At 64.1% G+C, this 23,390-nt stretch carries 30 protein-coding genes and 1 pseudogene; 8 read left to right on the top strand and 23 right to left on the bottom strand.

Features of this window, described 5'->3' with window-relative positions; translation table 11 throughout:
* Positions 1-912, bottom strand: coding sequence for an SDR family oxidoreductase (locus tag BJY26_RS17075; RefSeq protein ID WP_179429384.1), 912 nt, complete (start codon positions 910-912; stop codon positions 1-3).
* A gap of 128 nt (positions 913-1,040) precedes the next feature.
* On the opposite strand from BJY26_RS17075, the gene BJY26_RS17080 reads away from it, so the two are divergent.
* Positions 1,041-1,631 (top strand): TetR family transcriptional regulator, encoded by a 591-nt coding sequence (locus tag BJY26_RS17080; RefSeq protein WP_179429385.1) that lies wholly within the window; start codon positions 1,041-1,043, stop codon positions 1,629-1,631.
* A 119-nt stretch (positions 1,632-1,750) separates the two neighbouring features.
* Here the strand turns inward: BJY26_RS17080 and BJY26_RS17085 are convergent.
* Together BJY26_RS17085 and BJY26_RS17090 are read right to left on the bottom strand one after the other, a co-directional pair.
* Positions 1,751-2,989 (bottom strand): annotated as a pseudogene (locus BJY26_RS17085) (FAD-dependent oxidoreductase); the annotation flags it as partial.
* A gap of 33 nt (positions 2,990-3,022) precedes the next feature.
* Positions 3,023-3,685, bottom strand: a complete 663-nt coding sequence (locus BJY26_RS17090; protein WP_179429386.1) for a TetR/AcrR family transcriptional regulator — start codon at positions 3,683-3,685, stop codon at positions 3,023-3,025.
* Between the two features lie 82 nt (positions 3,686-3,767).
* Between BJY26_RS17090 and BJY26_RS17095 the strand changes: the two genes are divergently transcribed.
* Complete coding sequence (locus BJY26_RS17095) at positions 3,768-5,453, top strand: CocE/NonD family hydrolase (RefSeq protein ID WP_179429387.1); 1,686 nt, start codon at positions 3,768-3,770, stop codon at positions 5,451-5,453.
* Positions 5,454-5,486: 33 nt separating this feature from the next.
* On the opposite strand, the gene BJY26_RS17100 is transcribed toward BJY26_RS17095, so the two are convergent.
* From BJY26_RS17100 to BJY26_RS17150, 11 genes are all read right to left on the bottom strand, one after another.
* On the bottom strand, positions 5,487-6,479 hold the full coding sequence (locus BJY26_RS17100; RefSeq protein ID WP_179429388.1) for a substrate-binding domain-containing protein: 993 nt from the start codon (positions 6,477-6,479) through the stop codon (positions 5,487-5,489).
* Between the two features lie 262 nt (positions 6,480-6,741).
* The gene (locus BJY26_RS17105) at positions 6,742-7,071 is read right to left on the bottom strand and encodes a type II toxin-antitoxin system PemK/MazF family toxin (protein WP_179429389.1); all 330 of its coding nucleotides are present in this window, start codon (positions 7,069-7,071) and stop codon (positions 6,742-6,744) included.
* The gene (locus BJY26_RS17110) at positions 7,068-7,292 is read right to left on the bottom strand and encodes an antitoxin MazE family protein (protein WP_179429390.1); all 225 of its coding nucleotides are present in this window, start codon (positions 7,290-7,292) and stop codon (positions 7,068-7,070) included. Before BJY26_RS17110 ends, BJY26_RS17105 begins: the two co-directional genes overlap by 4 nt.
* A gap of 63 nt (positions 7,293-7,355) precedes the next feature.
* The gene (locus tag BJY26_RS17115) at positions 7,356-8,270 is read right to left on the bottom strand and encodes an NADP-dependent oxidoreductase (protein WP_179429391.1); all 915 of its coding nucleotides are present in this window, start codon (positions 8,268-8,270) and stop codon (positions 7,356-7,358) included.
* Between the two features lie 61 nt (positions 8,271-8,331).
* Positions 8,332-8,772: a VOC family protein gene (locus BJY26_RS17120; RefSeq protein WP_179429392.1), complete on the bottom strand. Its 441-nt coding sequence runs from the start codon at positions 8,770-8,772 to the stop codon at positions 8,332-8,334.
* A 126-nt stretch (positions 8,773-8,898) separates the two neighbouring features.
* Entirely contained in the window at positions 8,899-9,597 is a 699-nt protein-coding gene (locus BJY26_RS17125) for a helix-turn-helix transcriptional regulator (protein ID WP_179429393.1), read from the bottom strand.
* 3 nt (positions 9,598-9,600) lie between these two features.
* The gene (locus BJY26_RS17130; RefSeq protein ID WP_179429394.1) at positions 9,601-9,990 is read right to left on the bottom strand and encodes a type II toxin-antitoxin system VapC family toxin; all 390 of its coding nucleotides are present in this window, start codon (positions 9,988-9,990) and stop codon (positions 9,601-9,603) included.
* Positions 9,987-10,244 (bottom strand): FitA-like ribbon-helix-helix domain-containing protein, encoded by a 258-nt coding sequence (locus BJY26_RS17135; protein WP_179429395.1) that lies wholly within the window; start codon positions 10,242-10,244, stop codon positions 9,987-9,989. The genes BJY26_RS17130 and BJY26_RS17135 overlap by 4 nt, the downstream gene beginning before the upstream one ends.
* A gap of 54 nt (positions 10,245-10,298) precedes the next feature.
* Positions 10,299-10,799 carry a VOC family protein gene (locus tag BJY26_RS17140; protein WP_179429396.1) on the bottom strand — a complete coding sequence of 167 codons (501 nt, stop codon included), beginning with the start codon at positions 10,797-10,799 and terminating at the stop codon, positions 10,299-10,301.
* 13 nt (positions 10,800-10,812) lie between these two features.
* Positions 10,813-11,190, bottom strand: a complete 378-nt coding sequence (locus BJY26_RS17145) for a VOC family protein (RefSeq protein ID WP_179429397.1) — start codon at positions 11,188-11,190, stop codon at positions 10,813-10,815.
* A 93-nt stretch (positions 11,191-11,283) separates the two neighbouring features.
* The gene (locus BJY26_RS17150; RefSeq protein WP_179429398.1) at positions 11,284-11,676 is read right to left on the bottom strand and encodes an EVE domain-containing protein; all 393 of its coding nucleotides are present in this window, start codon (positions 11,674-11,676) and stop codon (positions 11,284-11,286) included.
* Positions 11,677-11,825: 149 nt separating this feature from the next.
* Between BJY26_RS17150 and BJY26_RS17155 the strand changes: the two genes are divergently transcribed.
* The 3 genes from BJY26_RS17155 (at position 11,826) to BJY26_RS17165 (ending at position 14,318) form a co-directional block, all read left to right on the top strand.
* Positions 11,826-13,100, top strand: a complete 1,275-nt coding sequence (locus BJY26_RS17155; protein ID WP_179429399.1) for a hypothetical protein — start codon at positions 11,826-11,828, stop codon at positions 13,098-13,100.
* 275 nt (positions 13,101-13,375) lie between these two features.
* Entirely contained in the window at positions 13,376-13,765 is a 390-nt protein-coding gene (locus BJY26_RS17160) for a hypothetical protein (protein WP_179429400.1), read from the top strand.
* A gap of 40 nt (positions 13,766-13,805) precedes the next feature.
* Entirely contained in the window at positions 13,806-14,318 is a 513-nt protein-coding gene (locus tag BJY26_RS17165; protein WP_179429401.1) for a putative immunity protein, read from the top strand.
* 38 nt (positions 14,319-14,356) lie between these two features.
* Here the strand turns inward: BJY26_RS17165 and BJY26_RS17170 are convergent, their stop codons facing one another.
* The 4 genes from BJY26_RS17170 to BJY26_RS17185 all read right to left on the bottom strand — a co-directional run bounded on the left by BJY26_RS17170 (position 14,357) and on the right by BJY26_RS17185 (position 16,232).
* The gene (locus BJY26_RS17170; RefSeq protein WP_179429402.1) at positions 14,357-15,091 is read right to left on the bottom strand and encodes a DsbA family protein; all 735 of its coding nucleotides are present in this window, start codon (positions 15,089-15,091) and stop codon (positions 14,357-14,359) included.
* Between the two features lie 34 nt (positions 15,092-15,125).
* Entirely contained in the window at positions 15,126-15,440 is a 315-nt protein-coding gene (locus BJY26_RS17175) for a helix-turn-helix domain-containing protein (protein WP_179429403.1), read from the bottom strand.
* A 235-nt stretch (positions 15,441-15,675) separates the two neighbouring features.
* Positions 15,676-15,981 (bottom strand): putative quinol monooxygenase, encoded by a 306-nt coding sequence (locus BJY26_RS17180; protein WP_179429404.1) that lies wholly within the window; start codon positions 15,979-15,981, stop codon positions 15,676-15,678.
* A complete protein-coding gene (locus BJY26_RS17185) occupies positions 15,978-16,232 on the bottom strand; it encodes a KOW domain-containing RNA-binding protein (protein ID WP_244953913.1) in 255 nt (84 codons plus the stop codon). The genes BJY26_RS17180 and BJY26_RS17185 overlap by 4 nt, the downstream gene beginning before the upstream one ends.
* Positions 16,233-16,426: 194 nt before the next feature.
* On the opposite strand from BJY26_RS17185, the gene BJY26_RS17190 reads away from it, so the two are divergent.
* Positions 16,427-17,008 (top strand): TetR/AcrR family transcriptional regulator, encoded by a 582-nt coding sequence (locus BJY26_RS17190; RefSeq protein WP_179429405.1) that lies wholly within the window; start codon positions 16,427-16,429, stop codon positions 17,006-17,008.
* A 415-nt stretch (positions 17,009-17,423) separates the two neighbouring features.
* On the opposite strand, the gene BJY26_RS17195 is transcribed toward BJY26_RS17190, so the two are convergent.
* Positions 17,424-17,825, bottom strand: a complete 402-nt coding sequence (locus BJY26_RS17195) for a RidA family protein (RefSeq protein ID WP_179429406.1) — start codon at positions 17,823-17,825, stop codon at positions 17,424-17,426.
* A gap of 274 nt (positions 17,826-18,099) precedes the next feature.
* Between BJY26_RS17195 and cmtR the strand changes: the two genes are divergently transcribed.
* Both cmtR and BJY26_RS17205 read left to right on the top strand, forming a co-directional pair.
* Positions 18,100-18,453, top strand: a complete 354-nt coding sequence (gene cmtR, locus BJY26_RS17200; protein ID WP_179430046.1) for a Cd(II)/Pb(II)-sensing metalloregulatory transcriptional regulator CmtR — start codon at positions 18,100-18,102, stop codon at positions 18,451-18,453.
* Entirely contained in the window at positions 18,450-19,136 is a 687-nt protein-coding gene (locus tag BJY26_RS17205) for a cation efflux transmembrane domain-containing protein (protein WP_179429407.1), read from the top strand. Before cmtR ends, BJY26_RS17205 begins: the two co-directional genes overlap by 4 nt.
* Positions 19,137-19,217: 81 nt before the next feature.
* On the opposite strand, the gene argH is transcribed toward BJY26_RS17205, so the two are convergent.
* The 4 genes from argH to argF all read right to left on the bottom strand — a co-directional run bounded on the left by argH (position 19,218) and on the right by argF (position 23,389).
* Positions 19,218-20,651 carry an argininosuccinate lyase gene (gene argH, locus BJY26_RS17210; protein ID WP_179429408.1) on the bottom strand — a complete coding sequence of 478 codons (1,434 nt, stop codon included), beginning with the start codon at positions 20,649-20,651 and terminating at the stop codon, positions 19,218-19,220.
* 82 nt (positions 20,652-20,733) lie between these two features.
* Positions 20,734-21,948, bottom strand: coding sequence for an argininosuccinate synthase (locus BJY26_RS17215; RefSeq protein WP_179429409.1), 1,215 nt, complete (start codon positions 21,946-21,948; stop codon positions 20,734-20,736).
* On the bottom strand, positions 21,945-22,472 hold the full coding sequence (locus BJY26_RS17220; RefSeq protein WP_179429410.1) for an arginine repressor: 528 nt from the start codon (positions 22,470-22,472) through the stop codon (positions 21,945-21,947). The genes BJY26_RS17215 and BJY26_RS17220 overlap by 4 nt, the downstream gene beginning before the upstream one ends.
* Positions 22,451-23,389 (bottom strand): ornithine carbamoyltransferase, encoded by a 939-nt coding sequence (gene argF / locus BJY26_RS17225; RefSeq protein ID WP_179429411.1) that lies wholly within the window; start codon positions 23,387-23,389, stop codon positions 22,451-22,453. Before argF ends, BJY26_RS17220 begins: the two co-directional genes overlap by 22 nt.
* Between the last annotated feature and the right edge of the window lies 1 nt (position 23,390).

Here is a 23,390-nt window from a genome sequence, read left to right on the forward strand (position 1 = left end):
TCACGTGGTGGCTGGTTCCGGCACCGAATACGCGCCGGCGTCGAGATCGTCGATCAGGCCCGGGCCGGACGGCGTCCAGTCGAGGAGCTCTCGAGTCGCATGGCTGGTCGCCGCGAAGTCCATCGAGAAGAACTGCCCGATCCATCCATAGTGATCCGGGACGTCGTCCGGCGCGATCGACGTCGTGGGCAATCCGTTCGCACGGCCGATGGCCTCCGCAATGTCGCGGCTCGAAACACCCTCTTCGGCGACCGCGTGCAAGAGACTCCCGGCCGGGGCTTTCTCGAGCCCAAGCGCGACGACGCGCGCCGCATCCGAGCGGTGCACGGCCGCCCACCGGTTGGCTCCGTCACCCGGATAACCGGACACGCCCTTGGCGCGGGCAATCGCCGACAAATGCGCGATGAACCCGTGATCGCCGGCTCCGTGCACGGACGGCGAAAACCGCACGGAAACCGTACGCACGCCGCGTCCGATGAATTCGAGCGCGAGGTTCTCGCTTCCTCCCCTGGGCGACTTTGGGCCGTGCGCCGACGACGCGTCGTCCTCGGTCGCGGGCCTGCCCTGCGCGAGTCCGGCGACACCGGACGCCAGCAGAAACGGACGCGCGGTACCGGCAAGCGCGTCTCCAATGGTCTGGACGGCGGCTCGCTCGGCAGCGTCGGACACGCCCGGGTTGTCGAAATCGTGCTTGTTGGCCAAATGGATGACGGCGTCCGCGGTTTCGGCGCCGGCGCGGATGCTTTCGAGGTCGTCGAGATCGCCTCGGCGCACGTGCGCGCCCTTTGCTTCAAGCGAGGATGCCGATGCATCGGATCTGGCAAGGCCGGTGACCTCGTGTCCGGCCGCGAGAAGTTCATCGACGGAGGCGGAGCCGATCCATCCGGTGGCTCCGGTGACGAATACGTGCATGATAGTGATCTCCTCAAACTCCGTCGTCGGGCGGAGCGGTTGAACCAGTGATGTCAGTGACTGTTATCAGTCACAGACATCACAGTACACCTTATGACAGTCACTGTCATCACGGTATGCTGAAAACTATGGTGCGTTGGAAACCGGGCGCGAAAGAGCGTCTTCAAGCGGCAGCGCTCGAACTGTTCGCCACTCGCGGGTTCGAGCAGACGACGGCGGCGGAAATCGCCGAGTCCGTCGGCCTGACCGAGCGCACGTTCTTTCGGCACTTCAGCGACAAGCGCGAAGTGCTGTTTCACGGTCAAGAGCAGTTCGTCCAAGCGTTCCTCGACGGCATCGATTCCGCTCCGGCGGGCTCGTCCCCGCTCGAGATCGTTGCGGCCGCAATCCACAGTGCGACAGCGTTTTTCCCCGACGAGCGCCGGCCGCAGTCGCGCATCCGGCAGGTTCTGATTGATCGGAATCCCGCTCTTCAAGAACGTGAGTCGCACAAGATGTCGTCTCTCGCAGCGACACTCGTCGAAGCGCTTCATCGGCGCGGTATCGGCGAGCCCGCCGCCAGCTTGGCGGCCGAGTCCGGCGCAACGGTGTTCGGCATCGCCTTCACGCAGTGGATCCGCGACGACGAGACGCGATCCATGCCTGCCATCGTCGACGAGGTGTTCGGCGAGCTTCGGACCTTGAGCGCTCCCGGAAGTTCGACACCAAACCCGCGGTAGGCGTCCTGATCTTCCGCGCGGCCTAGCTGCTCCGCGTGCGGCCTGTCACGCGCGATACGACCACGCGGAGCGCCGAGCCGCACGCGAAACGGGTGAGCCCGCGACGTGGCCCAGGCGGGTGCCCGTTCCGGCCGCGGACCGACTCCGACGACGAAGGCCGGGACGATGGTCAGGAACGGCAAGCGTTCCACAGTGCGGCTCACTCGGCGCCCCAGCCGCACTGTCTTCCCGTCGAGGGCTGGCATGATGACGCGTGAATGCATGACGCGTTGCAGACTCTGGATCACGACAGTGGGAACGACGCGTCGCCGGTGCACCCGTGCCAGGATTCGATCGCCGGCGGGGCGGCTGAACTCGCCGCGGAGAAGCGGGCCGGCGACGAGACGGGCCGTCGCGACGGCGTCCTGCACGGCGAGGTTGATGCCGACGCCGCCCACCGGCGACATGGCGTGCGCGGCATCCCCGATACAGAGCACTCCCGCGGCGTGCCAGCGACGCAGCCGGTCAACCCGCACGTCAAGATGTTTGACGTCGTCCATGGACTTGATTCCGGATTGATCGCCGGCCACGTCGGACAGGAGCTCGGCGACCTCGGCCCGGAACGCTTCGATTCCTCGCGCGCGAATTTGCGCATCGGTGCCCTTGCGGCCAATCTGCGCGATTTGGAGGTACCCCTCGCGCGGGATCACGATCGCCGCGCGTCCCTTGGCCGTGCGCGGAAAGAGCGACTCGCCGATATGACGAGCGGTCGGCACCCGGTACCACCAGATATCGAAGTCGACCGGAATCTCCTTGCTCGGCAAGCCGACGGCTCGGCGGACGGCTGACCAGCGACCATCACAGGCCACGGTGAGATCGGCGAGCAGGCGCCCTTCGCCGTCCGGCGACGTGTAGTCGATGCCCGCAACGCGGTCGCCCTCCTGGACGACGCCGGTCACCTCGTGTTCGGTGAGCAGCGTGAAGCTCGGCTCGGCGGATGCGGCCTCGGCAATGAGATCGAGCAGGTCCCACTGCGGAACCATAGCAATGTAGGGGTGGCGTAGCGGAAGGCGCGTGAAGTCCGTGATGAGCACGTCCGCACCGTCGGGCCCGGGAAGTTTCACACCCTTCACGTGGGACTGTGGAAGCGTATCGAACCGGTCGAACAGCCCCAGATCGTCGAGGAGTCCCATCGTGGTCGGGTGAACGGTGTCGCCGCGGAAGTCCCGGAGGAAGTCGGCGTGCTTTTCCAGCACCGTCACGTCGACGCCGGCGCGGGCCAACAGCAGCCCGAGGACTAGCCCGGCCGGCCCGCCGCCCGCGATCGCGCAGGTCGTCCGGGATGACCGAGGAGTGGGTGTGTCGTCGCGTGCGGTCATGATGCTGCCCTTCTCGGCGGACGAGTTATTCACTCATGATGCGCTCGAACCCCGGTCCGGGTCGAGTAGTGCGGCGCCCAGCGTCTGCTTCATCCAGGCACGGAACTCGCCCAGAGTGTAGCCGAGACGGTGCACGAGGAGGTCATAGCTGTCGGGGCTCGCAATCGTCCAGGCCGTGTCGATGGCCCCCTGGCGCGTCAGTCCTTTGGCCAGCGCGGCAGCCGGAATATCGCCGACCACGCGAGTGAACAGTCGATGGCGCAGGAGTTGCAGTTCACTCCAGTCGCCGGCGATTTCGGGATCGACGGCGGCCGCATCGCGGTAGAGCGTCCACCCGATGGCGGCACGGCCGGCGACCTCGGCGACGACATCGGCCAATTCCGCGAGCCGCTCGCGCGGCGACAGACCGACGAACCGACCGGCCGCGTCCTCCGGAGAAGCCGCGGGCCCGGCCAAGAGCTTCTCCACGTACGCGCGCAGGAGTGCGCGCTTACTTCCCCACGCGAGATAGAGAGTCTGCACGGATACTCCGGCCGCGCCGGCAAGACGGGTGACAGTCGTCCCGCTGTACCCGTGCGCGGCGAACTCGGTCTCCGCGGCCTGCAGGAGCCGGGCCCGGGTGTCCCGTCGCAGAGCGTCGCCGACCTTCTTCTGGCGGCTGTGGAAATTCGACCGAGTTCGTTTTTCCGGGGTCATGGACAACAGCGTATCTCATGTTCTAGAGTAACGCTCAAGTCCATTTGAGTAGGACTCAAATTCATAAGATCAGAGATGCGTCATGACGAACACCGCATTGGACAAGCCGTGGGAGCGCCCGGGGCGCGCCGCATATGCACGGCGGCGACGCAGAGCAGCTCTGCACCCACCGGTTGACGTGTATCGGATGCCGCCCGATGTCACAAAGTCCGTCGACGTGCCGGTGCACATGCGTGACGGCGTCACTTTGCGGCTGAATCTGTTCCGCCCGGCCGACACCGACGACCCGCTCCCCGCGATTTTGTCGGCGCATCCCTACGGGAAAGATGCGGTGCCCAAGCTCAAGCGCGGCAAGTGGGCTTTGAACCCGCAGTTCCGCATCATGAACCAGCCGGCTCCGCTGCGGATCTCCGACCAGACCAGCTGGGAGGCACCCGATCCGGTGTGGTGGGCCCGGCACGGCTATGCGGTCATCAACCTGGATACGCGCGGCGGCGGCCATTCCGAGGGCCGCGGGGACTTGTTCTCCGACCAGGAGGCCGATGACATCTCCCGGGTGATCGAGTGGGCCGCCGACCAGCCGTGGTGTACGGGCCGAATCGGCATGCTTGGGGTGTCATATCTGGCGCTGTCGCAGTACAAGGTCGCCGCCCTGAGTCCGCCGGCGCTGAAGGCGATCTGCCCGTGGGAGGGGTTCACCGACGCCTACCGTGACTTTTTCACCCCCGGCGGCGTAGTCGAGAACGGCTTCGCCAGGGTCTGGCTGTTCCTCAGCGGTCGGGCTGCCCGCCTGACGACGAACTTGGCGGCCGAGCGGCGGGCGCATCCGCTCCGGGATGCCTGGTGGGAGGCGATCACGCCGGATCTGTCGAAGATCACTGTCCCGATTTTGGAGTGCACGAGCTTTTCCGACGACAACCTCCACAGCGTGGGCTCGATGCGCGCGTTTCAGCGCGTCGCCTCGGCCGACCGGTACGCCTATGCGCATCGCGGGCCCAAGTGGGCCACCTTTTACGGGGAGGAAGCGCGAGCGCACCAGCTGACGTTCTTCGATCGCTACCTGCGCGAGGAAGACTCCCCACGGCTACCGCGAGTGCGACTGGAGATCCGTGATCGCCGCGATCACGTCGCAGGCGTACGCAACGAGAACGAGTGGCCGCTGGCACGCACCGACTGGCGCCGACTCCACCTCGCCGCCGGAGGTGCACTACGCGAATCCGAGGGCCCCGCCGGCAACGTCACGTTCGACTTGAGGCGCAACGCGGCCCGGTTCGAATACCGTTTCCGAGAGAAAACCGAACTCAGCGGCCCCATGACTCTACGGCTGAACGTCGCGACGACTGGCGCAAAAGATCCGCGGCTGTTCATCAGGGTCGAGAAATGGTCGCACGGCACGCCGGTGACTTTCGAAGGTTCCTACGGCTACGGACGCGATCTGCTTGCCCAGGGCCGTCTCCGCCTGGCACTGCGCGAACTCGACACCACGCTCAGCACGCCCCACCAGCCCGAGCACACGTTCCGCACTCTCCAGCCGGTCCGCGACAATGAGGAGGTCGAGGTCCTTATCCCGCTGAGCTCGTCCGCCACGCTCTTTCACGCCGGCGACAGTCTTCGACTCTTGGTCGCCGGTCGCTACCTGCGGCCTCGCAATCCGCTGTTCGGCCACTTCCCGACCCACTACCAGCCGAGCACATCCGGAAAGGCCACCATTAGCTGGAGTGCCGGCCGGCCGTCCACTCTTGAAATCCCGGTCATCCCGCCAACCTGACTCGATGCCGCCTGCGCCGGGCGCCGGTGCCTTTCAGGTGTCCAAGAACTCGGGAACGAAGATGTCCTCAGCGGTCAGGAGGCGCTTGGAGAGCCCCTGCTCGTAGTGATACCGCAGAAACGTGTCAATGGCGGTGCGGTTGGCGGCAAGCCCGTACGGCCACCAGTCCTCGCCAAACAGCTTCCTGTTCTCGTCGAAGAGCTGACTGAACCAGGGCGTGATGACGTCCATGTGCTGTTTGAGTGCGCCGCGTCGGTACTGCTGCTGGACCAGTTCCTTGGCCTCGGCAAATCCGCGGTAGACCGACTTCAGGAGGTCGGTCTGCTCGATCAGCTCCGGACGGACTGCGACGATATGCATTTGCGGGAAGATTCCGGTACGCCGATAGTAGTCGCGTTCGACGCTCTCATAATCGGGGAAAAGGCGGGCGATCTTTGTCGAGCCGTCCATGAATGCCTGCGGAGCGTCGACGGTCATCAGCGCGTCGATCTCTCCGGACTCGAGCATGTCCCCGAGTAGGGCGCCGTCGGCAGCATGGTGCACATCGACGCCGTCCGGCACCGGCTGCGGGAGCCAGTCAAAGGAGGGAATGGGATGGTTGGTGCCGCCGACGACCCATCGGGACTGGTCGGGCGTCACACCGTGTTCATCGGCGAGGATGCCCTTGATCCACACGCTCGCGTCGTTTCCCCACAGCGCGAAATCACCGATTGTCTTGCCCGGCAGATCTTTCGGTGTCTGGACCCCTGCTGCTGTGTTGACGAAAACGGACGAGTGCCGAAAGTTGCGGGCCGGGAAGATCGGCAGCGCCTTGAACGGCGGGTCCGCATGGTCGAACGAGCGCAAAAAATAGGTCAGGCCCAATTCGGCTATGTCGTAGTTGCCTTCCAGCATGCCCCGGAAGATTTCGGTGATTACCGGCGCCGACTCGAAGGTGGCATCGACGCCGTCGATCGTGACACGGCCATCGAACAGTGGCGCAACTTGTTCATGGCTGCCGCCGGCGATAGTGAGCTTCGTATTCATATCCGATCTCTCCTTACGTATCCGGGCAATCACGTTCATCTTGAAACACGCGGTCGTGAACTGTCGCACGGTGGTCTCCATCCGACATCGACGCGACCCCCGTTAGCCGAAAGATCTGCAGCAGCGTTCGAAGTCGAATCGTGAATATAGTCTCAAATTGCGATGCGCTCGCAGTGGTCAGCAGATTGAGCAAGCTCGGGTTTTATGCTTGACCGGCCGACGATGACCATCTCCCCCGTACGGCTGTGTCGGGCGAGCTGATTCAATCAACGAGCCCGAGGAATACCAGCAGTGCTCGGTCGAGCCGGACAAAGTCGGTGTCCGGGAGCCGGCCGAGGTAATCGCGCACATTGACTCGTGGAATTGTCGCGACTTTGTCGACCATGATTTGGCTTGGTTGATCGATCCCGGTCGCAGAGGTCGGTTCAATGGTGATCCGAATCAGCGGCGCCTGGACGAGGTTTGTCGTGAACGGGCAGACTGTCACCGAGGCGGTTGCGTCGAACCGATCGTCCTGGACAATGACAACAGGTCGCGGCTTTCCGGTGTAGGCACTGCGCGCGGCAGCGATGTAAATGTCGCCTCGCCTCACCCGTCAAACTCCACCTCGGTGTCCCAGTCGACGGAGATGGCGTCGACGAACGTCTGGTCGTCGACTTCACGTTCGCTGGCAGCTATCGCAGCCGACTGGCGATGAGCTTCCGCAACGAACTCCGGAGCCCGTACATCTGGCACCCAGATCTGAACAGGCCGGAGACCCTGCGCCCGCAAGCGCCGGCGATACTCGCGTACTCGTTCTCGTGTAGTTGCCATAATGCAATGTTACATGTAACGAAAGTGGTCGACACCCCTACCGCTACTTCGTGAGCGGATGGGTCATGCTGACGCCGAGTCGATCACCAACACGAGTTTGCCGCGTACATGCCCTTCCTGACCGATTCGGTGGGCCTGCGCGATCTCGGCAAGCGGAAACGTCGCCGCGACCGGGAGCGCAAATCGGCCGGACTCGATCAGCTCGCCGATCTCGGCGAGCGCGTGGACGGCGCGGCCGGTGTCCCCGGTGCTGAACGTCACGCCGTGCTCGCGCGCACCAAGGAAATCGGCGATGGTCACCACGTGCTCCGGACCGCCGGCCAGCTCGATCAGCTCGGGCAGGACGCCGCTGCCGGCGACATCGAGTGCCCTGTCGACGCCGTCCGGCGCCAGTGCGCGAACACGCTCCGTGAGACCCTCGCCGTACGCCACGGCCTCGGCTCCGAGAGAGCGTATGTATTCGTGGTTCGCCGGACTGGCCGTTCCGATGACGCGGGCGCCGCGTGCCACGGTAAACTGCACGGCCGCGCTACCGACGATTCCGGACGCGCCGTTGACCAGCAGCACGGTGTGACTGCGGACGCCAAGCCGGTCAAGTGAGCGCGTGGCGGTTTCGACGGCGACCGGCAGCGCGGCGGCCCCGGCGAAGTCCAGCGAAGGCGGGATTGGCGCATAGTTGGACAGCACCGCCAGCTCGGCCTGTGCTGCGCCTTCGGCCGATAAGCCGAACACGGGGTCGCCGATTGTCGCATCGCTCACGCCCTCGCCGAGTTCGTCGACGATGCCCGCCGCTTCGTGTCCCATGAGCTGCGGGAGCTCATCGCCCATCAGGCCTTCGCGCTTCTTCCAGTCGCTCGGATTGATGCCGGACGCGCGCACCGCAATGCGCACTTCGCCGGGTCCGGGATGGGGATCCGGCAATTCGGCGACTTCAAGCACGTCGGGGCCGCCGAATTCGTTGAACCGGGCTGCTTTCATGGGGCGCTCCAATCTCGGTGAGCGGCGCGGCGTTCGCTCCGTTTCTCTCAGTGTGTCAGCGTCACGCGCCGGGCTGCGACGTCGCGTGTTCACGGCCGCCGTCCCAGCGGGCGAATTTGGCGCGCGCCTCCGGAGTGGTCGGGGTGAAGAAATTGACAAGATTGCCGTCAGGGTCGCGGAAGAGCAGCGATTTGTTGCCCCAGGGCATCACTGTCGGCTCGCCCACGAATTCCGAGACGAATTCGCGCAGGCGCACGTATTCGGCATCGACGTCGTCGACAAGGAATTCGATGATGGCCGTGTGATTGTCGTTGGCGCGAGCCGATCCAGGGCCGAAAAGATCAACGGTGGCGATGCTGCCGATGGCAAGCGTTCCGGCGTCCGTGCGGACTTCTGCGAACTGTTCGTGAGGCCGCACGACGGTGCCGCCGGTGACGTTTTCGTAAAAGTCGGCGGCCCTGGCCACGTCGGCCGAGATGATGCGCACAGAGACGAGGTTCATGGTGGTTCCTTTCGAGATTTGGCCGGTTTCTCCGGCTCACTCCCCCAGTCTCGTGGCCGCGGGCGACACCGTTATGTCGGTGTTTCGTCCCGAATCCGACTTTTTTTCGATCGGTCGCCGGGCTGTTCACTCGATTCCGAGCGGACGCAACTCGCCGTAGGGGATCTCGAGGTCCTCGGGTCGGAAGGCCCGGCGCGCGGGGCGTTCGCCGGTCGCGGAGGCAGATGCGATGCGGTCCCACCGGAAGGCGCGTACGCCGTTTCGCAGTCTGCACCAACCGATCAAGTACCAGTGCGATTCCTTGCCGATGTAGCCGAGCGGTTCGACGTCCCGCTCGGTGGATTGCCCCGCGCGATCGCGGTAGACGAGTCGGAGCACGCTCCCCGAGCTCAGCGCGGTGGCAAATGCCTCGGATGCCGGCGGCGTAGGCTCGTCGTCACCGAGCAGCCTGACCCTGGAGGCTAAGGTCGTCGCGCGAGACGCATCGTCCTGGTGCATGCCCGCCACCACCTTGCGGAGAGCTGCCGTTGCGGATGAGTGGAACGGGGTCCCGTCCATTTTCCCGAGCGCGATCGCGACTGCCAGCGCCTCATCGACAGTGAAGTTCAGCGGCGACATGCTGCGTGCGCGATCGATGCAGTAGCCACCGGTACGTCCGGGTTCCGCCCAGATCGGGACGCCGGACTGTTGCAGAGCGCTGATGTCGCGCTCGATCGTGCGCGCGCTCACCTCGAACCGATCGGCAAACCATCGTGCGCTGCGCGGCCGCGGCGCGACGGCACGCAACTCGTCGACGAGCGCGTAAAGTCGGTCGGTTCGGTTCATCAGTTACAGAACGTCTATGTGAGCGCTATGTCCAGTTGATCGGGCAAGTCGACCATCTCGTGTCACCAGTGGGCATTCCAGTGCCTCGGCCAAGGCGACGTATGCGGCGTCGTAGGCAGAGGTGTTATTGCGCAGTTGGAAAGCGCGCCTTCGCAGGATGTGCGCTGATGGCCAGCGTTGGAGAGGCAGATCGTTGAAGTCAGTAAGGAGATCCTCTGCCCGAGTGGCGCTGAGGTGGCCCCCAAGGGTCAGCCCTCGCAAAGCGGAGACTACTTCGAAGTCGACCAGACTTGGGGCGTGCAACTCGTCAGCGGCAAGTCGGGCACGAAGCGCGTCGGTGCCGGCGACCGCCGTGAGTGCATCAACCACGGCGGCACTATCCACAACGATCACCGCGTCGGAACCTGCTGCAACTGGCCGTCACGCTCTGAACGTGCCTCGCCGAGGACGTCGACTGCCGACACCGGCGCTCGTTCGCTACGCCGAGCAGCGCGGTCAAGTACCTCGGCGACCGTCGGCTGCGAGACCTCTCGGTTGAGAACGCTCAACAGGTATGCATTCAAGGACTCACCTTGAGCAGCTGCCCGCGCCTTGAGTGCACGGCGCACTTCGTCGGGCACGTTCCTGATCTGTAACAACGAGGGCATGGATACATAATAGCATTCATTTAATACATTACGTATTAATTTATATCGCGTCATTCACGAGCGGTCGAAGCGAAGGTGCTCATCGAGTGTGCGAAAGACAATGTCCGACCCGCCTTCCCACGCCGGCTTCGGGTCCGGTTGCCCCGGCACCGGCTGATACACCCACCAAAGGTTGCCCCAGGGGTCCTCGATGCGGGCCAGAGTCACCGAGCCGTAAAACGGAGTCGGCGGGGTCACGATCGTTGCTGCCCGATCAACGGCACGACTGGCCAGCTTCTCGGCGTCCGATGTCCAGACTTGTAGCATTCCCGGACGCGGCCGCCACCCCTCTTGCGGGTCGGCCAGGAGTAATAGTGAGTTGCCAACACGCACCTCCGCGTGGATGAGCAGTCCATCCGGGGTCGGCGTCCGGGCCCGAGCGACTTCTTCGCCGTCGAAGACATCTTCCGCGAACGTGATGAAGCCGGCCGCGTCCTTGAGGATCAAGAATGGATTAAGCGTGCCACCGCGGCCGGTGATCCGGTCGGCGCCCAGGGTTATCGGTTCACGAGTCATGCGAATAGATGTATCAGCTCGCACCGACAGTGGGGCTCGGATCGTGATGCTGGGCAATGTTGAGCACTGTCCCGTCGGGAGCCCGGACGAAGAAGCGGCGGATTCCCCACGGCTCGGTCGTCAGCGGGTGCACGATCTCGTAGCCGCGACTTTCGGCCGACGCATAAGCCTCGTCGACGTCGTCGACCTTGACTGTGAGCAGCGGGTTCTCGGGTGCCGTCGCGTCACGCGAAACAACTTGAAGCTGCTCGCCGGATTCCGGCACCACGAAGCGGGTGACCCAGTCGAGGCCGAGGCTCTGCTCGTCGAGGCCGAGGAAATCCCCATAGAAGTTTCTCGCATCGTCAATTTCAGGAACCGGCAGATCGGCTATCACGCGAATGACTTTCATCGGCTTCTCCAACCATCAGTGGATATCAATCGTGCCGCGCTGCCCGATCGCTGTCCACTGTGTCGCCGGGCACACCGGAAGCAGGGCCGCACGTCATGACGCGAGTAGCTCGTGAATCGCCTCTGAGTTCTCCTTATCGAGTTCGAAGAAGCCGAATCGCAGGCGAGACGCAGGTAAGTACTCGCGCACCCGCGAAAGAGGAAGCGGCTCAATCTCGCGAAGGTGTGCCCGGCGACAATACCCACCGGCAATGACCTCGCTGGGTTCCGGCTCGTCGCCGGTGACCTCCCCGACGAAGGTGATCGCGCGGAGCGGCCGGCCGCCGGGGTACGTATCAGTCGGCGAATAGATGAAGAGGCCGTCGCCACGCGACATCCGCGCCAGCGGTGCTCGCTTACCGTGGTTGGCCATCACAAATCCGCCCGCGACTCCGCGATTGGCGTGGTCGCGCGAGACCACCAATACCCAGTACCGTCTCTTCGACATGTGGACAAGGCTAATTCACGGCACCGACGTCGGCGCCCGACGCTCTTATCAGGCGATGATCATTGGTGATTCGACGTGACAGTGGCCTATTTGCGATTCGCGAGCTCATTTACCCTGTTTAATCGCTCGTACTTGCTAGCATGGGCCAGATGTTCGGGTCTCAGAGCGGAGCGGGGACCGAACCGCGGCGTGGGCTGCGGAAACGACGGGCAGGGGTCGCTGCGCTGACCGTCGCGGCTTTGGTCGCTGCTCTTCTTGTGTGGCATCCGTGGTCTCGTATTCCCAGCGATCCGCTGGCCGATGGCGTTTTGCCGCAGGGCACGCGGTATGGCGCAGAAGGTTGGACGCCGCGAGGAAGTCTGGCGAACGACTCGCAGTTCATCCACGATGCTGCCGAAAGGCTTCGCCGCGATGACGGTCGACGTTATTGGCTCTTGTGGGCAGGGCGCGGGTCCTACGGAGCCGATGGCAAGTCCGATTTCGCCATCTTCGCGTATACCAGTGCTTCCGATTCACACGACGGCATCTACAGCTCAGCGAAAGTGCGTCGCCATCCGGACGGGCACTGGGATAGCGATGTGGACTACGGCTACGAGTTCTCCGGGCTCTCATTTGCCAACACGGTTATCCAAATCCCGCTCGATTCCATTGAGGGGTTACGGAAGGGTGCGAATGCGTACTATCTCGTACGCGATGACGTCACCGCGATTTCGGATAAGAACAAGGCACCACTGAAAGTGCATAACGGCATTGTCGCCGTCGGAAGTGGTGAAGACTCTCCGAAATTTGGCCATTTCCTGACAACCACGAGCAATCGGGGGACGGAATATACGTCGTCGCTACTCACGAAGGGCCTGCACGCGGACCTGTGGAAGCGTTCTGAAGCCAAAGCGGCGCTTTCCCCCGTCATTGAGGCAACAACGACGGCGGGTAGTTCGCCCCTCAACGTCGAGGCAGCCAGTCAGCAACTCGTCTATTTCGACGCTCCGGAACCCGTCCGGTTCGCCGGCGGGACCGGATACGTGTCGCAAACAATCGTGTACAACGTCGATTATTACAACGAAAAAACCGGGGAAACCGAGTCGCGGACTCGTTCAGGTGTTGCCGTCATCCGACCCGGTAAGGCGACTGTTTTCGGTAGTCCTGCTCAAGATGGTTCCGGGAGGGAAGCACGCGAGGGGCCAAATGCCGATATCGCCGTATCGATACCGAAAGGTCTACCGGGCGGCCCCGCAATCGTCGTCACCGGCAGCAACGCCATCACCACCCCGTCGCTTCCCCTCATCGGCAAGCCGAAGAAGTCCGACGGCCCCCGGATTTTCGGTCACGCGTCCGACCGCACGGTGGTGATCTGGCGAGATTCGCACAACCAACCCACGAAAACAGCGCTCGTCGGCCGTCCGGTTTCGCCATCGTACCCGTAACAGAGCCGGCCGCAGGTCGTCCCAGGCGTGGGATGGCTTCGATCGTGCGGACACCCACCAGGCTGCCGGATTTCGTCGCCGAGTCTCGCTCCGAGCGTACCGCCATCTCCATTGGGAATCCGTCACTGAGACGGTAAGTAGTATGCGGTCAAGCTCACGGAAGTCAGGCCCTATGCTTACAGGGCTGGTTCTGCGCTCGACTTCTGAAAATGGCACCCGTCTTGCATCCCCAGCTTCATTCACGCAGGTCGCGCTTGACGGGCCATACTGAATGCATGGCTGCTCCGGCGATGCGCTTGGTGACGTTCGTCGATTTCGACGACGGCGCAAACCAGTCAACTGTCTCGATATCGGCACGCCATGAACTCGAACTTGCCGGCGGTCGTCGAGCGCTACTCCTGAACGACAGGGGCTGGACCTCGTCCGGCCCGTCTAATGTGTGGGCCCATACGACCGAGCAAGAAATCGTCGACACCGCCCGCGCAGTCGTAGGGCCGGACGAGCCATTTGGCACCCGTACCGAGGGAGAGATGGCCACTGCCCACTGGCGAGACTTGCAGCAAAGCGCTCAGAAGCAAAGCGTCGAAATCAGCGCCGGTGAGCTGCGACGCCTCCCCCACGACGTCGAAATCAGCGCCCGGCTCCGCAGGCGCCTCCACCACTAGCGCATACCCGCCGCTTACATACTCTTGGGAGCGTCCGATCATGATCTTTTCGAAGACTCGCGATCCGCGCTTGGTGACGATCCGCCGCGGCGGAACCCTCACCGACGCGGACCATCAGCTCCTCGCGTTGTGGGCGGCGTCCTGCGCCGAACACGTTCTCGAACTGTTCGAGTCCGCCCGGCCGCACGATCCCCGTCCTCGCCAAGCGATCAATTACAGCCGTGCATGGGTGCGCGGCGAGGTCAAGATGATGCAAGCTCGCGCGGCCGGCGGACATGCAATGGGTGCAGCCAGGAACCTGCGCGGGGCGCCCCGGTTTGCCGCCTACGCCGCAGGCCAGGCCGGCGCCGTCGCGCACGTCGCCGCCCATGATCTCGGCGCCGCCGCCTATGCGATCAAGGCGGCGCAGGCTGCGACGCCGGACGATGCCGGGGCCGCCGGACGGCGTGAGTGCCGGTGGCAGCGCGACCAGCTTCCGGACGCCGTGCGCGAGCTCGTGCTCGACGATCAGCGACTCCGCAACGACATTTGCTGGTCGGTTTTCGACAGCTGACCGAGCGTCGATGCTCACCGGCGCGCTCGGCCCTACTCTCATTTCTTCTGACGGCGGCTGCCGGCGTGCCAGTCTTCTTCCTTTCCGGTCGCGCCGGGCTGCACGCCGAACCCCACCAGCTGCGGTCGCTCTCGCAGGCTGCGCTTCATTTCGGAGAATCCGGGGAATCGGGCGAGCCCCACCACGTGGTCCCACAGTTCGACGGCGGCATCCTTGTCGGGAAGCCGGCTGATCACCGGGCCGAAGAACGCGACGCCGTCCGGTGGTTCGAAGTGAATGATCGGAGTGCCGACGTCTTTGCCGGTCAGTTTGAGCGCCTCATCACCGTCGGCGCGAATCTCGGCGTCCCAGGCTTTGTCGTCGAGAGCATCGGCCAGGCTGGCGGGCAGACCCGCCTCGACCAGTATCGGCTCAACGAATTCCCGAGTGCCGCGTCGCTCCCGGTGCTCCTTTTCGTCGGTGACCTCGGCGGGTGGCGTATCGAAGATGTGCGCCCCGAGGGCGGCCTGCAGCGCGTCCAGTGACTGCGGGCCGTGCTCGGCGCGCGCCCGAGCGGCTACCCGCAGCAGCCGCAATCCGGCCGTGTGCCCGGCCTCGTACTCCGGCGGGAAGTGCGCGTCGTAATCGATGTGCGAGTTGATCAGCCGCAGCGAAATGAATCGCCACTCAACCGTCAGACCGCGCTCGGCCTGCACCATCCGGATCCATTTACTCGTCAGCCAGCAGAACGGGCACACCGGGTCAAAGTAAAAGCGAATGTCAGTCGAAGTCATGCTTCAACAGTATGCCCGCAGGCCGACGCTTCACTCAGATGTCGTCGTCATAAGCGGGCCCGCCTTCGTCTTCCCACTGCTCCAAGGCCCGGACCTTACGGGAGTTGAACTTCTGCCGCACCCCGTAACCGCCGTCGTCGTCTTCGGGGACGAACCGAATACCGAATTCCTCCAGAGTCCGGCGGAGGCGACGGAGCTCTTCCTCGTCGAGGCCCTGGCGGCCGCGTTCGTACTCATGGAGTTGGCGCTTGGACATACCCGCGCTGTCGGCGATGTTCTTGGCCGACACCTGCGATAGTGCGCGGGCTGCGCGCGCCAGATCGGGGCTCATCAACGTCTTCTTCAGCATGCTCGTCCCCTCCGGGTCTCGACTGCTATGAACCACGAGCTTACAGGGCCGATTCATCAATGGCAGCCGGACAAGGAGGTTAGCTGTGCCCCCGCCTTTGGGCGCTTGCACGCTGGCCCAATGAAACGGTCCCCGCTCGACGATCCCTATGTGGGGCGCTTCGATCACACGACTTCTACTTCGCATGCGAGATCAGGGACTCTGCCGAGTCGCGCGTCTGCACGCGATCATGGTTTCAGGCTGGTTGTGAGAGGTGCGATAGTAGCGCGATCTTGGGTTGCTCTCGCAGGACCTGGATAGCCTGGCTCATGCCGGCCCTGGCGGCGTCCTCCATGTGAGCGTGGAAGGCGCGTGCATTCTCCCAAACCTGGATGGCGTAGAAGGTACCGCGGTCGCCCAGATCCGCATACTCGGTGGACCCGACAAGGCCCGGCTTGTCGGAAGTCTGGATGGCGCGGAGCAGAGCGTCACGGGCTTCCTGCTCCTGTCCGCATTTCGCGTGAATCTCAATAAGGACGGTAACTGTGTCCTGGCTACTCATTGCCGCTTCACCTCACGTTCGGTCTTGTTCTTCCAATGCCAGGGGTAGAGCTGTGACTCGTCGTAGTAAGCCTGCTGGACGCCGCTAAAGCGGACGATGTATTGGTTGCGCTTCTTGTAGAAGCCGACCACGATCCCAAAGATCCCTTGCATGGGGCCTTCCGTCACGCCTACTTCGTCTCCGATCTTGTACTTTTGCACGGTCATTCCTTTCGCGTAGTTCGCACTGGTCTGGTGTTGCTCGGTCGGCATCAACCGTCGACGCGTTGTGGTGGTTTTTCTGCGTGAGCCGCCGACGGACGCTGCCGGTAGCACTGATGACGAGGAGCAGACAGCCGATGTTCCCATTCGCACGCATGGACTTCGTTCCTCTCGACTAGTACGCTGTACGGTACACCGTACTAACACTAGGCGCAAGATAGAACTGCGAACGAGAGGCTTGACTGATGGCGCGACGCGACGAGATCGTGCAGGCTGCTATAGAGCTTGCGGAGAAGGAAGGCATCGGCGCGCTGAGTGTGCGACGAGTCGCCGCGGCCACAGGCATCGGAGCGACAACATTGCGTCATTACTTTCCGACACAGGACGCTCTCGCGGTCGCCGTTGTCCGTGAGATGTCCGCCGGAGGCCCGGCCGATGGAGACATCTTCGACCGCTCGCGGCCGGCGCTGGATCGCCTGGCCGAATGTCTTGACCAGTACCTACTCATCGACGAGACCAGGAAGGCCAGTCTCGAACTGTGGTTGCAGCTGCGCGATGCCGGAAGCGACGACTCCAATGGGTCGTTCGCTGGCTTGATGCAGAGCGCGTACTCGGTTCTGAACGACACCGTGACCCATTGGCTGCTGGTTCTCGCGAATGAGGGCCGGATCGACCGAGTGGATGTCGAGCCGGCCACGTTCACCATCGTGTCGTTTCTCGACGGCTTAGCCATGAGGCACATCAACGGGCTCGTTGACGATCCGGCCCAACTCCGCCGCCGGCTACGTTGGCTCCTGACAAGACTCCTACACGAGCGAACATCCTAATCGCACCCTCCCCGAGCAAGCGCAACCGTCCCAACTGCAGCGGGCGACCAACCAGGCACATTCGCACGATCCCGCCTCGAACAGATTGGACCGGCGCACCGTGAATAGTCTCCGCAACGCGTCCCACATAATCCGAACCAATAAAATAAAACGCCGCTTACACCGTTAAACGGACACACCCCTCGACCGGCCCGGCCGCGCCGTCCGTCACCACATCACCCCGAAAGGTCACGAGCTGCTGGGTAAAGGGAGCGACGTCGCCGATGAGGTATTTGCAGAGTCCTTCTCGCCGCTGTCTCCGCGACAGCTCGACACCCTCGGATCCCTCCTCGACCAACTCAACAGCACACCGCGCGGTTAGGACGAAACGAGTCCCAGTCGGTCCACTTGCGCGCAGACTCGTGGAGAGAGTGGATCAGGGCAAAGCGGCAGTTAGGTCGACTTCGACAAGTTGATCTCGGTAGCCGAGGGCTGCCACTCCCAGCAACGTGCCGGCAGTTGTAAACGCCGCGCCAATGCTCGAGGCAGTGAGACGATCCCAGACACTTGCGAGTACGTCGGGATCGTCGCTCACCACGTAGATCACCGATCGAATGACGTGGTCGGCGCTGGTCCCCGCGGCCGCCAGAGTCTCGGTGACATTAGTGGCAATCTGATCGACCTGGCCGAGAACGTCGCCACGGCCGACGAGGTTTCCGCAGTGGTCCAGCGGGCACTGCCCGGCAAGGACGGCCAGCCGGCCGGCGTCAACGAGCGTGACGTGAGCGTACCCAGCCGTTGCGTGCAGCTTCTCGGGGTTGAGTCGAACGATTGCCATCACGCAAGTATGTACGAAGCTCGCGACGTACGCTCGCCTGGCCATGGGCTACCGGTCCTTCTCACCGTCCAGCCTCAGCTCGATAATCTAGTCACGATGGGTGCCGGACTTACCTACGTGCTGGAGTTGTGTCGCGTTTAAAGCGTCAACAGCCCGTCGCCATTCACGGTTCCCGTTACGGAATCCTCGTCGAGCGGAGACAATCGCATGCTGTTTGGGGTTGCGGATTTTGGACTCCTTGATGATAGTACAGCGGCCGCTGTATGGTCGGCGTATGCTGACTATGGCCTCTCGACTGGATGTCATGAATCGTTTGGGCCGGGCGATGGCCGATCCGACACGCTCCCGGATTCTCATGCGCCTGCTTGACGAGCCCGACTATCCGGCGGCTATCGCCCGCGACTTGGGCCTGACTCGCTCCAACGTGTCGAATCATTTGACATGCTTGCGAGGCTGCGGCATCGTCGCCGCCGTACCAGAGGGCCGCCAGACGCGGTACGAAATTGCTGATCCACACCTCACACGAGCACTCGCAGCGTTGGTTGACGTTGTGCTCGCCGTCGACGACGACTCCGGATGCACTGATAAGGAATGCGATGTGCCACTGTGCTGTGGAGTGGGACCATGAGCCCGTCCGATAGTGCTACCGCCCCTGGCGACACCGATGAGCGGACTCGGACTCTCCAACGGCGTATTCGTTGGATCGTAGCCATCACGATCAGTTACAACGTTGTGGAAGCCGTTGTGGCCATTGCAGCCGGAGCTGTTGCATCGTCGGTCGCCCTCGTTGGTTTTGGGTTGGATTCGATAGTTGAGGTTTTGTCCGCCGCGGCGATCGCCTGGCAATTCGCCGCCCCGGACCCCGAAACACGCGAAAAGGCCGCGCTACGAGTTATTGCGCTGTCATTCTTCGCTCTCGCCGCGTATGTACTGATCGATTCAGGACTATCGCTGCTCGGTCTCCGGGATGCCGACCAAAGCCTGGTCGGTATAGTTCTCACCGCCATGAGCCTTGCTGTCATGCCGCTTCTCAGCCTCCTCGAACGACGCACTGGCGCCGAGCTCGGATCCACATCGGCCATCGCCGACTCCAAACAAACACTGATTTGCGCCTATCTCTCAGCCGCTGTGCTGGCCGGCTTAGTCGTGAATGCACTTTTTGGCTGGACGTGGGCTGACCCTGTCGCCGCTCTCATCATCGCTGGATTCGCTATCAAAGAAGGTATCGAAGCGTGGAAGGGCGACACCTGCACGAGTCCCGTCTCAGCACTCACCGGCCAGCACGATTCCGGACTTGAAGACTGCTGCTGAACGATTCCGGCGAGACTAAGCCCACGCTCTACCGCCCATACGTGATCGGCGACGGGCGGCGGGCGGGCTAGCTTGCCGAGGTTAGCTGTGCACCCAGCTTTGGGCGCCGGCTATCTCGGCACGCAGGTTATCGAGTTGATGCCGGACGGCGTCCGGCGCCGTTCCGCCCTTGGCGTTCCGCGAGGCCAGCGAGCCTTCCGTCGTCAGCACCTCGCGAACGGCGGGCGTCAGGTGCGGCGAGATGCCGGCGAAGTCATCATCGGACAGGTCCCACAGCTCCACTCCCCGTTCTTCGCAGAGCTGCACTGCCTCGCCGGACAGTTCGTGCGCCTGCCGGAACGGCACTCCTTGACGGACCAACCACTCGGCGATGTCCGTTGCGAGCGCGAATCCCTGCGGCGCCAACTCCGTCATCTTCTGCGTGTTGAACGTAAGCGTCGCCATCATGCCCGAGAACGCCGGAAGCAGCACTTCGAGGGTGTCGACCGCGTCGAACACGGGCTCTTTGTCCTCTTGCAGGTCACGGTTGTACGCGAGCGGCAATCCTTTCAGCGTGCTCATCAGCCCGGTCAGGTCGCCGATCAGGCGACCCGCCTTGCCGCGGGCGAGTTCCGCGACGTCCGGATTCTTCTTTTGGGGCATGATGGACGACCCGGTGGAATACGAGTCGTCGAGAGTGACAAACGAGAATTCCTTGGTCGCCCACAGGATGACCTCTTCGGCCATTCTGGACAGGTCGACGGCGATCATGGCTGTGACGAACGAGAATTCGGCGAACACGTCGCGCGCCGCCGTGCCGTCGATCGAGTTCTCGGCCGACGAGTTGAACCCGAGCTCGGCCGCAACCGCCTCCGGATCGAGCCCGAGCGACGACCCGGCGAGCGCCCCGGACCCGTAGGGCGACACCCCTGCTCGGGCGTCCCAGTCCTTCAACCGGTCGAGGTCGCGGATCAGTGTCCACGCGTGTGCCAAGAGGTGGTGGCTGAGCAATACCGGCTGCGCATGCTGCAGATGGGTACGGCCGGGCATCGGGACGCCGAGGTGCTCGCTGGCCTGCGCTTCGAGCGCTGCGACGACGTCGACCAGCAGCGTGCCGATCGATCGTGCGTGGTCGCGCAGGTACATCCGTCCGAGCGTGGCGATCTGGTCATTGCGCGAGCGGCCGGCACGCAGCTTCCCGCCCAGCTCCGGCCCTGCCCTGTCGATCAGTCCGCGTTCGAGCGCCGAGTGCACGTCCTCGTCGGACTCCGCCGCGACGAACGCCCCGGATTCCACATCGGCCTCGAGTCCGTCGAGCGCGCCGATCATGCCGTTCAGCTCGTCGTCCGTGAGGAGGCCGGCCCGGTGCAGCACCCGGGCATGAGCGCGTGATCCGGCAATGTCGTACCGGGCCAGCCGCCAGTCGAAGTCCGTGGACTTGCTCAAGTGGGCCAGCGCATCGGCCGGGCCGCCGGCGAACCGGCCGCCCCACAGGCTCAGACGCTCCGGTCCGGCGTTTTCCGGGTTCTCGGTCATTCGACGTGTCGCTTTCTGATCGGCTGATGAACGTTCCTCCCGCCGAGAGTGGGAGGCGGGCGAAGTGGGCGGGGGTACGGCGCTACAGCTGGGGGCCGTTGCCGAACTTCTCATCCCGGGCGGCGGCCAACTTGCTGGACAGGCCGTAGATGTCGATGAACCCGCGAGCGCTGGTCTGGTCGAAAGCGTCGCCCGTGTCGTAGGTGGCCAGGTTGAAGTCGTAGAGCGACGACTCCGACCGGCGTCCGGTCACGGTGGCCCGGCCGCCGTGCAGCACCATCCGGATTTCTCCGCTGACGTACTTTTGCGTGTCGTCGATGAACGTGTCGAGGGACTTCTTCAGCGGCGAGAACCACTGGCCGTCGTAGACCAGTTCGGTCCAGCGCTGTTCGACGGTCCGCTTGAACCGGGCCTGCTCGCGTTCGACCGTCACGTTCTCCAGCTCCTGATGTGCGGCGATCAGCGCCATGGCGCCGGGCGCTTCGTACACCTCGCGGCTCTTGATGCCGACCAGGCGATCTTCGACGATGTCGATCCGGCCGATGCCCTGCCGGCCGGCCCGGCGGTTCATCTCTTCGATGGCCTGCAACGGAGTGACTTCCTGCCCGTCGAGTTTCACCGGCACGCCGCGCTGGAAGGTGATGGTCACTTCATCGGCGACCGGCGGGAACGTCGGATCGTCGGTGTAGTCGTAGACGTCCTTGGTGGGCTCGTTCCAGATGTCCTCCAGGAACCCGGTCTCGACGGCGCGGCCCCACACGTTCTGGTCGATGGAGAACGGGTTCTCCTTCGTCGTGACGATCGGCAGGTTGTTGCGCTCGGCGTAGTCGATGGCCTTGTCGCGGGTCAGGGCGAGGTCGCGAACCGGGGCGATGCACTTCATGTCCGGGGCCAGCGACGTGATGCCGACCTCGAACCGCACCTGGTCGTTGCCCTTGCCGGTGCAGCCGTGCGCAACTGTGGTGGCGCCGAACTGCCGGGCGGCCTTGACCAGGTGCTTGACGATGACGGGCCGCGAAATGGCCGACACGTTCGGGTACCTGTCCATGTACAGCGCGTTCGTCTTCAGCGCGGGCATGCAGTAGTCGGCCGCGAATTCGTCGCGGGCATCGGCTACGTACGCTTCGACGGCGCCGCAGTCGAGGGCGCGCTGCCGGACGACGTCCAGGTCTTCACCGCCCTGCCCCACGTCGCAGGCCATGGCGACGACCTCGGAGCCGGTCGCTTCCGCGATCCAGCCGATGGCCACTGACGTATCCAGTCCGCCGGAATAGGCGAGTACGACACGATCGGTCACGAGATTTCTCCTTTAGTTGAGGCAAGTGTCAGAAAACGGCCTGCCAGCGCTTCGCCGCCGTTTGGGTCACGGGCGATGACCAGCACCGTATCGTCTCCTGCGATGGTACCGAGCAGGTCGGGGACCTGCGAATGGTCGATGGCCGAGGCCAGGAACTGCGCGGCGCCGGGCGGCGTGCGCAGCACTGTCATATTGGCCGACGAGTCGGCCGAGACGATCAGTTCTTCGCAGAGCCGGGCCAGACGGGAGTCCAGGAGTTCTTGGTTCCTGTCGTTTTGCGGGCTCTGGTCGCCGCCCTCCCCCGGCACGGCGTAGCTGAGCGTGCCGTCGGCGGCCCGCACCTTGACGGCGCGCAGGTCGACGAGGTCGCGGGAGAGGGTCGCTTGGGTGACGCTCACGCCGTCCGCCGCAAGCAGTTCGGCGAGTTCGGCCTGACTGCGCACGCGTCCGCGGGTGATGATGTCGACGATCAGCCGGTGCCGGGCCGTCTTGGTCGGCGGCGTCAACGTTTCGCGAGCAGCCATGCCAGCAGTCCTTTCTGCGCGTGCAGCCGGTTCTCGGCTTCGTCCCAAATGACCGAGTTCGGCCCGTCGAGCACGTCGGCAGTGATTTCGCTGCCGCGGTAGGCCGGCAGGCAGTGCAGCACGATGGCGTCCGCCGATTCGGCAAGCCGTGCGGCGTTGACCTGGTAGGGCGCGAACGGCGATTCGCCGCCGGCGCGGCCCGCCGAGTCCTGCCCCATCGACACCCACGTGTCGGTGACCAGCGCGTCAGCGCCGGACGCCGCGGACGCCGGGTCGGTCGTCACGCTCACGGATCCGCCGGTGCGGGCGGCGAGATCTTCGGCGTCGGCAAGGATGCCGGCGTCCGGGTGGTAGCCCTCGGGGGCGGCAATGCGCACGTGCATGCCGGCGTTGGCTCCGGCCAGGGCGTACGAGTGGGCCATGTTGTTGGCGCCGTCGCCGAAGTACGACAACGTCAATCCGGCCAGGCCTCCGGCGCTGTCGTTGCCGCGGTGTTCGCGGATGGTCAGCAGGTCGGCGAGCAGTTGGCACGGGTGGAAGTCGTCGGACAGGGCGTTGACGACGGGCACGGACGAGTTGTCGGCCATCTCCTCCAATCCGGACTGCGCGTAGGTGCGCCACACGATCGCCGCGACTTGTCGTTCGAGCACGTGTGCCGTGTCGGCGATGGATTCCTTGTGCCCGAGTTGCGAGGCGCCGGAGTCGATGATGAGCGGCGATCCGCCCAGATCGGCGATGCCGGTGGCGAACGAGATGCGCGTGCGCGTGGACGTTTTGTCGAAGAACACGGCAACGGTTTGCGGGCCGGCCAGGGGCTTGGCGCTGAACCGGTCGGCTTTGAGCTCGGCGGCCAGGTCGAGCACCTCGATCAGTTCGCCGGGTGCGAGGTCGTCGTCGCGCAGGAAGTGTCTGGTCATG

This window comes from Spelaeicoccus albus, assembly GCF_013409065.1.
Lineage (GTDB): Bacteria > Actinomycetota > Actinomycetes > Actinomycetales > Brevibacteriaceae > Spelaeicoccus > Spelaeicoccus albus.